This is a genomic window from Tellurirhabdus rosea (assembly GCF_026278345.1).
Lineage (GTDB): Bacteria > Bacteroidota > Bacteroidia > Cytophagales > Spirosomataceae > Tellurirhabdus > Tellurirhabdus rosea.
In genome coordinates, this window is the sequence record NZ_CP111085.1 from 3,471,643 (window position 1) to 3,485,148 (window position 13,506).

Below are 13,506 nucleotides of genomic sequence, written 5' to 3' on the forward strand. Positions count from 1 at the left end.
AGGTTACCGGATGACGTAAACCGTGCCCTGTCGCGTAAACGACTCCTCCCGGGTGTCCTGCTGCTGCCAGATGTTCAGCCGGTAGGAGTAGGCCCCCGGTGGAACGGGCTCGTTGCGGTAGGTGCCGTCCCAGAACTTGTCGGCCACTGCCGCCGGGTCGGTGCCTTCCAGGGCGAAAATAACGCCGCCCCAGCGGTTGTAGACTTTCAGTTCGAACCGGGTCATGAACTGGCCTTTGAGGGCAAAACGGTCGTTGATGCCGTCGCCGTTGGGCGTAAAGGCGTCGGGCAGCGAGAACCGGGCAGAACAGGTTTCGGTCACGGTCAGGGTTTCGCCCGAAAAACATTGCCCGTCCGACACCCGAACGCTGTAACTGCCGGGTTTGCTGACCATCAGCTGCTGCTGCGTGCCGAGCACGCGGGGAACGCCCACTTCCCGCCATTCGTATATCCAGTTGTTGCCCCGCCCGGCGTCGAGAAACACCACCGAACCGGCCGTAAAACAGGCGCTGTAGGCTTTCTGCGCCAGTTGCAGCGGCGGCCCCGAGCGAATGAACACCTCGACCTGCGCCGCCGGACTGACGCAGGTGCCCGAAACGGTCTGGGTGACGTAGTAGCGAAGCGGCTGCGGCGGCGTACCCGAAAGGACGGGCTGGAAGCTGGTTCCGCTGCCTACCTGAGTGGTCTGGTTCGGGTCGGCGTACCATTTCAGGCTGCTCCCGCTCGCCAGCAGGGTAGGCAGCGGGTCGCCCTGGCAAACGGTCGCGCTGGAACCCGAAACGAGCGTCGGGGCGGGCGGCGGCGGATTGAGCGTGACGGTCACCTGGTCTTTGCTTTCGCAGCCGGTAGCGGTACTGCGGGCCACGACGAGGTAGGTGCCGCTGCGCCGGGCCGTAATGTCGGCTCCCGAAACGGTTGAATTGTCGGGCTGAATCCAGGAGAAGCTGTCCCAGGCCGGGGCCGGGGCCGCCCGGAGCGTGATGCTTTCGCGGCAGGCGGTCTGGGGCGGCAGGTTGAGTTTGTAATCCGCCGGGCGGTTGAAATCGACTTCCAGACTGGTTTCGACAAAGCAGGTCGCGTCCGTAGCGGAGGTGATTTTAAGCTTGTAAACGGTCTTTCCGTTCGGGCCGGTCACGTGGAGGGTATCCTGGGTGGCTCGTGGGCCGCTGATGCCCGGTCCGGCCCATTCGACCTTGTTGGTGCCGGCGTTGGCGGCCAGAATGAAAGCGCCGCACCCTTTGGGCTGCTTGGTCGGAGCGGAAGGAAGGGAAGTCGCCGTTACGGTAAAGGGCGGGGATTTGGCCATTTGGTTGCGGCAGGGTTCGTCTTCCGTCACCTCGACCTCGTACGTTCCGGGGCCGGTGGCGGCGATGGCTGGCTGGGTAGCGCCGTTCATGGCCGTGCCGTTTTTGTACCACTGGTATTTGAAGCGGGTCGCGGCGGATTTGGTAACTTCGGCGCGCAGCTGGTCATTGCCGCAGCCGGCCCCCGGTGTGTTCCGAATGGTGGCTTCGGGTTTATTGGCGGATTGGGGTACTGGGAGCAGGTCAACGATGTTGGGCAGGCCGAGGAGGCTGGTTTTCCCACCAAGACTGAGTCCATTAAGCGTAAATCCACATCCGCTTCCGGCAACATTGGGATTGTTAATGACGCTCAGGTGGTCGCTGTTCAACCGGGCCATATATATTTTTCGGTCGGGACCTATCTGTAAGTCTCCATAGGCAATTGTAGTTGTGTTGTTAGTAGATAAGATTGTTGCGCTAAATGTCGAACTGTTCAAATCTATTTGAAAGAGATTATGAGGTGCTTCGAAGGCTGAACTGGCATATAAAAGATTGCTGTTGGGCGAGAAACATAAGCCGTAAATATTGGGTCTGCCATTAATAACAACTTTAGGATTAGAAAGCTTGCCCGTAGTATTATCAAAGTCAAAAAGCTCTACAAAACCGGGATTGGAAACAGCTACAGCGATTTTGCGGCCATCTGGTGAGGCTTTCATTGCCCCGATATTACCTCGGTTAGGCGTTAGGGGATGTACAGAACCGACAGAAGAAACTACAGGTGTACTACTCACACCGCTGGCGTTAACAAGAAAAGCTAGAAATTTATTAGTGCCTGCCTCATGAGCAATAACCCAGTAAGACTTACGGTCTGCATGAGGAACGGCGGTCTGTTTTTCTGTAGTGGGTGTATGGAGCTGATTGTTTTTTTCTTTGACATCGCCAAAGCCATTATTTAAGCACAGATCAATAGTAGAATATACTAGACCACCCTGCCCTTCGTAGTACGCTGAGAATATATAATAAATATTGCGGTCGGCTGGATTAGGAACGATTAAAGCGCTTTGAGTAGAGGAGTCATGCCCTTTAAGGTTTGCATCATTAGGCATTCTTTTGTTTTTACCATCAGTCTGTATTTCCCGACTCCAAATTTGTGATCCATGTGTGTAGAAAAGTATGCGACCGCTTTCGTCACATATGGCCGCGCACCCTTCAGACTGGCGCATGTTTCCATTGCTGATCGGAACAGGCGCTCCACTATTGAAATCCAAACCCGCAAAGTTTCCGAAATACCAAACGTTTGCCCGTCTGCCAACCTGTGGTGTGTACTGCGCCGCGCTGAAAAAAGGCAATAGTATCCCCACAAGGACCAGCCAGGTGAGTACGTACCTTTTGCATGCCATGTTGTTACCGGTGTGTAGAATGTGTTTCCTAAAAGCCTTTAAATGTAGGATGGAAAGCGGTGAAATACCTAAACCGGTAACGAAAAAGTGCAGAAAAACATAAAGCCCGTCCACAAAGTGGGCGGGCTTTACCGTTCATTTACTCAAATGTAGCTATCCCTTTACACACCATTAAGTGTATGGAACAAAGTAAATGAGAAAATATTTCAGAAAAAACAACTAAGTCAAAATACTTACTTAAATTTTAAGTACTTTTCTGTAAGACTCTGTAAATCACGGGCTTGTTATTCCAAAAACATTGAAAAATTAATTTTTATTTAATTCTTCCGTCCCCGGTTTTAGCCCCGGAATTACTTACGTGCTTTTACAGCAGAAATTTCAGTCTAATTACTTCCTTTTCGGTAAGGTAGCGCCAGTTGCCCCGGGGCAGGTCCTTTTTGTTGAGACTGGCGTAAACCGTACGGTCCAGTTTCGTGACCTCGTACCCGAAATGTTCAAAAATCCGGCGGACAATCCGGTTACGGCCGCTGTGGATTTCGATACCGATCACCTGCGCGTCCGGCGTGACAATGCTCAGGTCGTCCGGCTTGATAAAACCGTCTTCCAGTTCAATGCCCTCCTGAATCTGCTCGAAATGCTCCGTCGTCATCGGCTTGTCGATTTCCACCTGGTACACTTTCCGGATATTGTTCGACGGATGCGTCAGCTTTTCGGCCAGTTCGCCGTCGTTGGTCAGCAGCAGCAGGCCGGTGGTGTTGCGGTCGAGGCGACCGACGGGGTATATCCGGTACGGCGTGGCGTCTTTCACCAGTTCCATAACGGTATGGCGCTCCTGCGGGTCGTCCGTTGTCGTGATGTAATCCTTCGGCTTGTTGAGCAGAACGTACATCATTTTCTCGGGGTTCAGCACCCGGTTGCCGTACTTGACGGTATCTTCCGGACGGACTTTGTAGCCCATTTCCGTAATCACCGTGCCGTTCACCTTGATCTCGCCGTTGGCGATCAGCACGTCGGCGTCGCGGCGGGAACAGATGCCCGAGTTGGCGATGTATCGGTTCAGGCGGATGGTGCCGTCGTTGCTGCGTTCGGCCCGTTCCAGTTCGCGCTGTTTCTTCTCCGGAACGCGTTCCTTCATGCGGTCGATGTCGTAGTTCGGCGCTTTCGGGCCGCCCGGCCGGCTGCGGTCTCCGTCTTCACGACGGGCACGCGGCTTGTCGAAGCGGGAGCCTTCATTCCGGTCGTCGCGCTGGAACGGGCGGCGTGCGCCTTCGTTGCGGTCGCCATACGGACGGCGTTCGCCCCGGCCGGTTCCTTCGCTGCGGCGCTCGCCATACGGGCGGCGTTCGCTGTCGTCGCGCCGGTTGAAACGGCGATCGTCGTCGGAACGGTCAGTGGGTTTGCGCTCCGGATCGTCGTTCCAGCGGAAGCTTTTGCGTTCGGGATCTTTCCAGGCCGGTTCGTCGCGGCGCTGGCGGTCGTTGCCGCGTGAGAAACCGGATTCGCGGCGTTCGCCGAAGGGGCGGCGTTCACCGCGGGCATTGTCGTCGCGGCGCTCACCGAACGGACGGCGCTCTCCGCGGGCATTATCATCCCGGCGCTCGCCGAACGGACGGCGGGGCTTATCGAAGCCCGGCTTGTCGAAGCCCGAACGTTCGTTGCGGTCGCCTGACTCGCGACGTTCGCCAAACGGGCGGCCCGGCTTATCGAAGCCCGGCTTGTCGTTGCGGTCTGAATCGCGGCGTTCGTTGAAACGGCGCTCGCCGCCGAAACGGTTGCCGGCCTCATCGTCCCGGCGATTGAAGCGGTTGCCGCCTTCTTTGCGGTCGCCGCCGAAACGGGGGCGGTCACCGCGTTCTTCGAAGCGGCGTTCGCCACCAAAGCGATTTTCGCCGCTCCGGCGTTCTCCGAAACCACCCCGATCTCTGTCATTTCCGCGTGAGAAATCGGATTCACGGCGTTCGCCGAAGGGGCGGCGTTCACCGCGGGCATTGTCGTCGCGGCGCTCACCGAACGGACGGCGCTCTCCGCGGGCATTATCATCCCGGCGCTCACCGAAGGGACGGCGGGGCTTATCGAAGCCCGGCTTGTCGAAGCCCGGGCGCTCGTTGCGGTCGCCTGACTCGCGGCGGGGCCGTTCGTCCCGGTCAAAGCTGCGTTCCCGGCGTTCGGGCTGGCCCTCGCTCCGGTTGCGGTTTACATTGTCGTAAAAAGGACGTCTTTCGTCGTTTGAACGGTTGGAATCGGACCTGCCCTCGCGGCGGTCCTGGTCGTCTTTATTGAATTTAGCCATGAAGTTGCAGTATCGCTACTGTACTATTACGATTTCCTATTGATAATCAGTTGCTTTATGATCAGCCTTTTGAAGTGGGCTGCAAAGTTAGCTTATTTTCAGACAACAAATAATTTGCCGTTTACGATTTACTTTTAACGATTAAATTTTGCTCAAATTTGTCCCAAACGAAAATTCCATGACCACAGCCTCCACAACCCTTACTCCACTCTGGAAACCTGACCGTAAATTCATTGAGCAATCCAACCTCAAACGATATACAGACTGGCTTTTTGTCAAGAAAGGACTTTATTTTCGGGACTATCAAGACCTCTGGGACTGGTCGACGACGGACCTCGAAGATTTCTGGGAAAGCATCTGGCAATTCTTCGACGTGCAGGGAAAAGGGGATTACGACGAGGTCATCAGCCGCCCCAAAACCGGCTTCATCGGGACGCGCTGGTTTGCGGGTACGCACCTGAATTACGCCGAACATGTTTTTCGCAATAAAACCTACGACCGTCCGGCCATTCTCTTCCAGTCCGAGCAGCACCCGCTGACGGAGCTTTCGTGGGCGGAGCTCGAACGGCAGGTGGCCGTGGTATCGACCTGGCTGCGCGAAAACGGCATCCGGCCCGGCGACCGGGTGGTGGGCGTGCTGCCCAACATTCCGCAGGCCGTAGTGGCGTTTCTGGCGGCCAATGCGGTGGGGGCCGTGTGGTCGAGCTGTTCGCCGGACTTCGGGACGCCGAGCATCATCGACCGTTTTCAGCAGATCGAACCCAAAATCCTGTTTGCCGCCGACGGCTATACGTACAACGGCAAGCCCATCGACAAAACCGCGACCATCCGCGAACTCCGCGAGGAACTGCCGACGCTCCGGCAGGTGGTATGGATTCCGTACCTGGACCGCGACAGCCGCCTCGAAAACTCCGTTCCCTGGGACGCCATGCTCACCCTGCCCGATGCCGAACTCGAATTTGAGGCCGTCCCGTTCGATCATCCGATCTGGGTGCTGTATTCGTCGGGGACGACGGGCAAGCCGAAGGCCATCACGCATAGCGTGGGCGGCTGCCTGCTCGAACACCTGAAGGCGCTGGCGCTGCACCAGGACGTCAAGCCCGGCGAGCGCTATTTCTGGTATTCGACCACGGGCTGGATGATGTGGAATTATTCCGTGGCTTCGCTGCTGCTGGGGTCCACGCTGGTGCTCTACGACGGAGCGGCCGCCGCGCCAAACCTCAACGTGCTCTGGGAACTGGCCCGAAAAGCCAAAGTGGCCCATTTCGGCGGCGGCGCGGCGTATTACCTGGCCTGCATGCGGGCGGACATTTCACCGGCTTCGCTTTCCCTGCCGCACCTGCGAACGATCGGTTCTACCGGCTCGCCGCTGCCGCCGGAAGGGTTCCGCTGGATTTACCAGCAGGTCAAAAGCGACGTCTGGCTGATTTCGTTCAGCGGCGGGACCGACGTGTGCAGCGGGTTCGTGGGCGGCTGCCCTTCGCTGCCCGTGTACGAAGGCGAAATCCAGTGTCGGCTGCTGGGCTGTAAACTGGAGGCTTTCGGCGAAGACGGTAAGCCCGTCCGGAACGAACTGGGCGAGATGGTCATCCTGCAGCCCATGCCTTCGATGCCGATTTATTTCTGGAACGACCGGGACAACGAACGGTACCGTAGCAGCTATTTCGAGCACTTTCCGGGCATCTGGCGGCATGGAGACTGGATCAGGATTACGCCCCGCGGCGGGGTCGTCATTTACGGCCGTTCGGACGCCACGCTGAACCGCGACGGGGTCCGGATCGGGACGAGCGAGATTTACAGCGCCGTGGAAAGTGTACCCGAAGTGGCCGATAGTCTGGTCATTTGTCTGGAACAGGAAGGCGGACGCTATTTCATGCCCCTTTTTGTGGTGCTGAAAGAGGAAGGTGGGGAACCCTCGCAACTGAATGAGGAAATAACGCAACGTATACGTCACGAACTGCGTTCTCAATACAGTCCGCGCCATGTCCCGGACGCTATTTATCAGGTTTCCGAAATTCCGTACACCATCAGCGGAAAAAAAGTCGAAGCGCCGGTGAAAAAGCTCTTAATGGGCGTTTTGCCCGAAATAGCCGCGAGTCGCGACACCCTGAAGAACCCGTCGGCCTGGGATGCCTTCGTCGAACTGGCCCCCACGCTGGCCGGTGGCGCAAAGATGTAACCGTCTGAGGGATTGCGGCAAACAATTTGAAATTAGAGTTTAGAGTCTATAGTTTAAAGTTCATCGTTTCTCCGCCTCCTCAGGAATTTGCGAAGCAACTCTAAACAATAAACTATAAACTCTGGATTAGTTATAGCTACCTGTTTGACGCTTTAAGCACACACCAAAAGTATGAGCGAGATGAGAGAGGAGGGACCCGCACCACACACGCCCGGGCGGGGCGACGAGGGGATTCGGAATGACAGAACGATGGTCCGGCTGCCGATGCTGCTCGGGCTTACGATGGCCGCCGGCATGCTGGTAGGCGCTACGTTTTTTAGCGGACCCAAAAGCCTGGGGAATATCGGGCGGGGCTATTCAAAATACAAAGAAGTACTCCAACTGATCGAAAACAACTACGTTGATACCGTTAACACGGAAGAACTGGTGGATTATTCTATCCAGAAAATGCTCGAAAAGCTCGACCCGCACACGTCCTACATGAATCCGGACGAGGCTACCGCCGCCCGGACGCAGCTGGAAGGGGGATTCGACGGCATCGGGATTGAATACAACATCTACAAAGACACCGTTTATGTCGTGACGCCTCTGGCCGGAGGACCGTCCGAGGCGGCGGGCCTGCAAAGTGGCGACAAACTCATCAAAGTGGACGATGCCGAACTGACGGGCAGCAAGCTCGACAACGGGCTGGTATTCCAGAAACTGCGCGGTCGCCGGGGAACGCCGGTGAAACTGATGGTGCTGCGGAAAGGCGAGAAAAAACCGCTGACCTTCACCGTGACCCGCGACCGGATTCCGACCTATTCGGTGGATGCCGCCTACATGATCGACGACAAAACGGGCTACATCAAGGTAAACCGCTTCTCGGAAACGACCTACGACGAATTCAAGAACGCGCTGGCGAATCTGAAGCAACAGGGCATGGCGCAGCTGATGCTGGACCTGCGCAACAACCCCGGCGGCTACATGGACCGCGCCACGAGCATGGCCGACGAATTTCTGTCGGGCGACAAACTGCTGGTGTATACCGACGGCAAGGACAACCGCTACGACCGCCAGGTGAAAGCCCGCATTGCCGGACAGTTTGAGGATGGCCCGCTGGTCGTTCTGCTGGACGAAGGCAGCGCCTCGGCCTCGGAAATTGTGGCCGGTGCGCTGCAGGACCACGACCGCGCCCTGATTGTCGGACGGCGTTCGTTTGGCAAGGGACTGGTGCAGATGCCCGTCATGCTGACCGACGGTTCGGAACTGCGGCTGACTATTTCCCGGTACTTCACGCCCAGCGGCCGAAGCATCCAGAAGCCGTATACCCTCGGCAAAGGCAACGACGAATACGAGCATGAGCTGGACGCCCGGGCCAAGAACGGCGAATTCTTCATTGCCGACAGCATCAAGAACGATCCGAAATACAAGTTTACGACCTCCGGCGGCCGGACGGTCTACGGCGCGGGCGGCATTACGCCGGACGTGTTTGTGCCCCGCGACACGCTGTACATGACGGATTATCTGGCCAAGCTCTACGGCAAAAACATCATCCGGGAGATGGCGCTGGAATACGCCAACGAAAACCGCAAACGCCTTGAAAAAGAAGGATTCGCCGATTTCCGGAAGACGTTCACGGTGACCGAGCCGATGATGCAGCGAATGGTGGATGACGCCAAAAGCCAGGGCGTCAAGTTCAACGAGAAGGAATTCAACCGCTCGAAGGACTACATCCGGACGCAGCTGAAAGCGTACATTGCCCAGTACGTCTGGAAGCGCGGCAGCAAAGACGGCCTGAACAACGAGTTCTTCCAGGTCATGTATGAATCCGACAACACGTACCGCAAAGCCCTGACGCTCTTCGACCGGGCGCGCCTGCTGGAGCGGGGAAATTATACGGTGAAGAAGTAGTCTGAACTGTGATTGACGCTGATTTAACGGATTGATATGATTGGCTACGCCTAAATAGAAATCATATCAATCCGTTAAATCAGCGTCAATCACAGTTCAGATTTTTTACGAAATACATACGCCACTCCCAGCCGGGAATACAGCACTCCGGAACTAAAGCCGCTTGACACCGAAGGCGAAATCTCGAACGCCGCCTGAAGCTGCGGAAGGGCCGTCAGCGGCGCTACCCGGACGCCGAACTGCCACGAATAGCCCTGCAGAAAATCGCCCCCCTGCGCCGCGTCGATGGCGCTGAACCGCACACCCGGCCCGGTGTAAAACTGATAATTCTCCGTTTTTTTGAGATTAATGAGCGGGGCCAGCGTCGTATTTAGCTGGCCGAAAAGCGTATTGGTCTGAAACCGGGCGTCGAGCCAGAGCGTCCGGTTGGGATTGGTGCTGACGGTGAAGAGGTCCGCCCAGGGGTAGTACGCGACCGAAGCCTGCCCAAACGCAGGAAGTCCCAGCGGCAGCAGCCCCAGCAAAAGCCATTTTTTCATCCTGCAAAAGACGCAAAAATCGGGGACTCTTTTCGTATTCCCCCGTCCGGGAGCCCACTACCGGGGCCGAAACGCCGGAAATACTTCGATTTGAGACAATAAGGATGCGTTAATGTTTTCACAATTAACAGTTCAGTAACAAGAATATAAGGGCTGGAATTTACCTTTGTAGGCTTTTTACGTTAAACCTATCCGCATGCTAAAATCACTTTTACGAACATCACTTTTACGACTGACGGCCCTGCTGGCTCCCCTGGCTCTGGCGCCGGAGCTGTACGGGCAAACGTCGATTTCTTCCTTCAACGTCCCGGTTACCCAGACATTCAATGCCCTGCCGGCCAGCGGCACGCTGACGTTCGGGCAGAACAGTACCATTCCGGGTGTCTACGGCGAACGATCGGGCAACGGCTCCGTCATCACCGCCAACACCGGCTCCAGCAACGCGGGCGGGCTCTACAGCTACGGCACGGGCACCGATACCGACCGGGCGCTGGGCTCCGTGGGTTCGAGCAACGCCGCCGCGGGTAACTTCACGTACGGCGTTCGGCTGAAAAACAACACCGGCGCTACCGTTACGTCGCTGCAGATCAGCTACGCGGGCGAGCAATGGCGCAACAGCGCCGCGGCCGCCCAGACGGTAGATTTTTCCTACCGCATCGCCGACGAGGTGACCAGCACGGTGCCGGGCAGCGGCACGGCAACACCCGGTGGCTTTACGGCCGTTGACGAACTGGACTTCGTCAGCCCCGTAACGGGCGGGTCGGCCGGGGCCATCAACGGGAACGATGCCGCCAACCGCGCAATCAAAACGTACACGCTGACGAACCTGACGCTGAATCCCGGTCAGGAAATCATGCTGCGCTGGTACGACCCTGACCACGCGGGTGCCGACCACGGTCTGTCCATCGACGACGTGACGGTAACGGCCATCGGCAACGTGGTTTCGCCCACGCTGGCGGCCAATCCGGCGGCGCTGACGGGCTTTTCGACTAACGCAGGAACCCCCTCGACTCCGCAGTCGTACACGCTGACGGGCAGTAACCTCAGTGGTTCGGTGAGCGTAACGGCCCCGGCGGGCGTGCAGGTGAGCACCGACAACAGCAGTTACGGCACTACCCTCAGCGTGCCGACCACCGACGGCAGCGTGTCGCAGGTGGTGTGGGTCCGGCTGGCGGGAACCACGGCCGAGACAATCAGCGGCAGCATCACCAACGTCTTCAACGGGACGCTGACGGCTACCGTGACCATCAGCGGCGTCGTGAACGACCCGAACGTCATCACCCCGATTGCTGAGGCGCGCACGCGGCCCAACGGCACCTCGATTACGTCCCTGCCGGGCGGAAAAATTGCCGGGCGGGTTACGGCCAGCAACCAGTTCGGCAGCACGGCCTACATTCAGGACGGTACGGCCGGGATCGCCGTGTTCAACGCTACGTTTGCCGGACAGGTGCAGATTGGCGATTCGGTTCAGATTACGGGCGGAACGCTGAGCGAGTTCAACCAGAGCAAGCAGGTCAGCGAGGCGGTGACGTTCACGCGCATCGGAAACGTGGGTCCGCTGGCGCCCAAAGTGGTGACGATTGCTGATCTGCCCGCTTACGAAAGCCGGCTGGTAGCGATTGAAGCCGCCGTGATTCGTCCCAACACTCCGGTCGATGCCGCCAACCCGGTGTTTGTGCTGACACCCGACGCCAATTTCCGCCTCGAAAGCAACGGTGCCGCGACGGCCCTGCGCGTGAACCGCTTCACCAACATTCCGGGCAATACGAACCCGGCGGGTCCGGCGACGCTGACGGGCATTGCGGGCCGTTTCAACGCAACGTATCAGCTGCTGCCGCGTTTTACGCAGGATATTCCGGGTTCGGTGCCTTACGTCCCCGGCGGTGGTGAGATCGACCGCGCCCGGACGCTGGACGTGGTTGCCTGGAACATCGAATGGCTGGGCAATACCGGCAACGGCCCCGGCGACGAGGACCGGCAGTTCAGCAACGCCGTGCAGGTGCTCAACAACCTGCAGGCCGACGTGGTGGTGCTGGAAGAAATCTCGTCCGCGGCGGCCATCAACCGGCTCGTGGCGGCCCTGCCGGGCTACAGCGGCAACTGCTCGCCGTTCGTTTCGAACAACCCCGGCCACGAAGTTCCCGCCGACCCCACAACGCCGACCACCGTGCCCGACGACGCCCAGCGCGTGTGCATTCTTTACAAAACCGAACTGGCTACAATCGTGTCGCAGCGCCCGCTGCTCGAAAAAGCCGCTCCGTTGCCCAACTATCCGGCCGGGGTGGATAACTTCTGGGCTTCAGGCCGGTATCCGTACCTGTGGTCGCTGGACGTGAAGGTGGCCAATACGACCCGCCGCGTGAACTTCATCGGCATTCACGCCAAAGCCAATACGGCCCCGCTTCAGGGCAGCTACGACCGCCGCAAGTACGACGTGCAGGTGCTGTATGACTCGCTGCAGGCCCAGTTCCCGAACGAGCTGCTGGTGCTGGCCGGTGACTTCAACGACGACCTCGACCGCACGGTAGCGAACGTCAGCGCGACGGAATCAACCTACAAGCCCTTCGTGGACGATGCCGCCAGCTTCACGTCCCTGACCCGGACGCTGAGCGACAACGGCTTCCGTTCGTTCCTGGCCCAGGAAAACATGATTGACCATATTGTTGTGTCGAATGAGCTGACTCCGGCCTACGTGGCGGGTTCGGCGGGTGTCGGTACGCCGTACACGTTCATTTCGGATTATTCGAACACGACTTCCGACCACATCCCGGTCGTGGCCCGTTTCGATCTTCAGGCCCTGATTCCGCCACTGGCCGTATCGGCTTCGGCTACGCCGACGAGCGCTATTTGCCCGGATGAATCGGCGCAGCTAATCGCTTCGGTAACCAGCGGCTCCCCGGCTTATCAGTACACCTGGACCGGACCGGGTACGATCTCGAACCCGGGCAGCGCCACGGCTACCGTATCGGGTCTGCCGACCGGCACGCACACGTTCACGGTAACCGTAAAGGATGCCGATAACCAGACGAACACCGCTACCGCCACGGTAACGGTGGCCCCCGTAGCCGATGCGCCGAACTACGCCACCATTGGCGGGCAGCTCTACGCCGCTAACCAGACAAGCCTGACGGTGCCGCAATACAGCGGCGAGGTGGCCTTTGCGGCCAGCAACTGCGCGGGCCAGCTCTCGTGGACGGGCCCGAAGGGCCAGACGGGGACCGGAAACATCGTGGTGCCGACCTCCGAAACGGGTACGGTCGTTTATACGGGCATTTGTACGCTTGGCAACTGCGCCAGCGCCCCGACCAGCGTGACGGTAACGGTGCAGGCCCAGCCGCTGAAGCTGGTGGCTCCGCTCTATAACTGCGCGACCGGCCAGCTCACCATCCGGACGACGGGCGGCAACGGCAATCCGCTTCAATACATGATTCCGGCCGTTACGACCGGCTGGACGGACGCGGCGACGCAGGTCATCGACGCTAAGAACCGTGGAAAGGACTTGAAAATCAATGTGCGCCAGCGGGCGGCCAACGGCCAGGGCTACGATGGGGTCGGCATTGTTTTTAATACCAACGTAGTCTGCGGCAGCTCGGCCCGCCTGGCCTCGGCGGAAGCGGACGTGAAACTGTCGGTGACGGTTGTCGGGAACCCGGTGACGGGCGAATCGGTGCAGGTAGAAGTGCGCGGAGCGACCGGCCAGCCCCTACGCCTGTTGCTGACAGACGTGCAGGGCAAACCCGTCAGCGTCCAGGAGGTAGAGCGGGCGGAAGCGGTGGAACGCCGCACGCTGCCGGTAGCCAGCCAGTCCGCGGGTCTGCTGCTGCTTCGCGTCAGCACCCCGACAGAAACCCGAGTGGTGAAACTTCTGAAGCGATAAAAAAAGCCGGCTGAGTCACTCAGCCGGCTTTTTTAGGGTTTAAGGT

General features: G+C 58.5%; 6 protein-coding genes. 3 read left to right on the top strand and 3 right to left on the bottom strand.

The features are described from left to right. Positions 1-3 precede the first annotated feature (3 nt). Together ORG26_RS14640 and ORG26_RS14645 are read right to left on the bottom strand one after the other, a co-directional pair. Positions 4-1,680: a gliding motility-associated C-terminal domain-containing protein gene (locus tag ORG26_RS14640; RefSeq protein ID WP_266363004.1), complete on the bottom strand. Its 1,677-nt coding sequence runs from the start codon at positions 1,678-1,680 to the stop codon at positions 4-6. 1,366 nt (positions 1,681-3,046) lie between these two features. Further along, the gene (locus ORG26_RS14645; protein WP_266363005.1) at positions 3,047-4,972 is read right to left on the bottom strand and encodes a pseudouridine synthase; all 1,926 of its coding nucleotides are present in this window, start codon (positions 4,970-4,972) and stop codon (positions 3,047-3,049) included. A 178-nt stretch (positions 4,973-5,150) separates the two neighbouring features. Between ORG26_RS14645 and ORG26_RS14650 the strand changes: the two genes are divergently transcribed. Both ORG26_RS14650 and ORG26_RS14655 read left to right on the top strand, forming a co-directional pair. After that, the gene (locus ORG26_RS14650; protein WP_266363006.1) at positions 5,151-7,151 is read left to right on the top strand and encodes an acetoacetate--CoA ligase; all 2,001 of its coding nucleotides are present in this window, start codon (positions 5,151-5,153) and stop codon (positions 7,149-7,151) included. Between the two features lie 171 nt (positions 7,152-7,322). Beyond that, positions 7,323-9,044 (top strand): S41 family peptidase, encoded by a 1,722-nt coding sequence (locus ORG26_RS14655; protein ID WP_323134259.1) that lies wholly within the window; start codon positions 7,323-7,325, stop codon positions 9,042-9,044. Positions 9,045-9,133: 89 nt separating this feature from the next. On the opposite strand, the gene ORG26_RS14660 is transcribed toward ORG26_RS14655, so the two are convergent. Then, entirely contained in the window at positions 9,134-9,583 is a 450-nt protein-coding gene (locus ORG26_RS14660) for a hypothetical protein (protein WP_266363007.1), read from the bottom strand. A 196-nt stretch (positions 9,584-9,779) separates the two neighbouring features. Here ORG26_RS14660 and ORG26_RS14665 point away from each other — a divergent pair, with 196 nt between their 5' ends. Beyond that, positions 9,780-13,460, top strand: coding sequence for a DUF5689 domain-containing protein (locus ORG26_RS14665; protein WP_266363008.1), 3,681 nt, complete (start codon positions 9,780-9,782; stop codon positions 13,458-13,460). The last annotated feature ends 46 nt before the right edge of the window (positions 13,461-13,506 follow it).

What these genes read in the sequence shown, in the direction of transcription:
- ORG26_RS14660 (WP_266363007.1), bottom strand. Translation starts at nt 9,583, where the DNA reads ATGAAAAAATGGCTTTTGCTGGGGCTGCTGCCGCTGGGACTTCCTGCG.
- ORG26_RS14650 (WP_266363006.1), top strand. Translation starts at nt 5,151, where the DNA reads ATGACCACAGCCTCCACAACCCTTACTCCACTCTGGAAACCTGACCGT.
- ORG26_RS14655 (WP_323134259.1), top strand. Translation starts at nt 7,323, where the DNA reads ATGAGCGAGATGAGAGAGGAGGGACCCGCACCACACACGCCCGGGCGG.
- ORG26_RS14640 (WP_266363004.1), bottom strand. Translation starts at nt 1,680, where the DNA reads ATGGCCCGGTTGAACAGCGACCACCTGAGCGTCATTAACAATCCCAAT.
- ORG26_RS14665 (WP_266363008.1), top strand. Translation starts at nt 9,780, where the DNA reads ATGCTAAAATCACTTTTACGAACATCACTTTTACGACTGACGGCCCTG.
- ORG26_RS14645 (WP_266363005.1), bottom strand. Translation starts at nt 4,972, where the DNA reads ATGGCTAAATTCAATAAAGACGACCAGGACCGCCGCGAGGGCAGGTCC.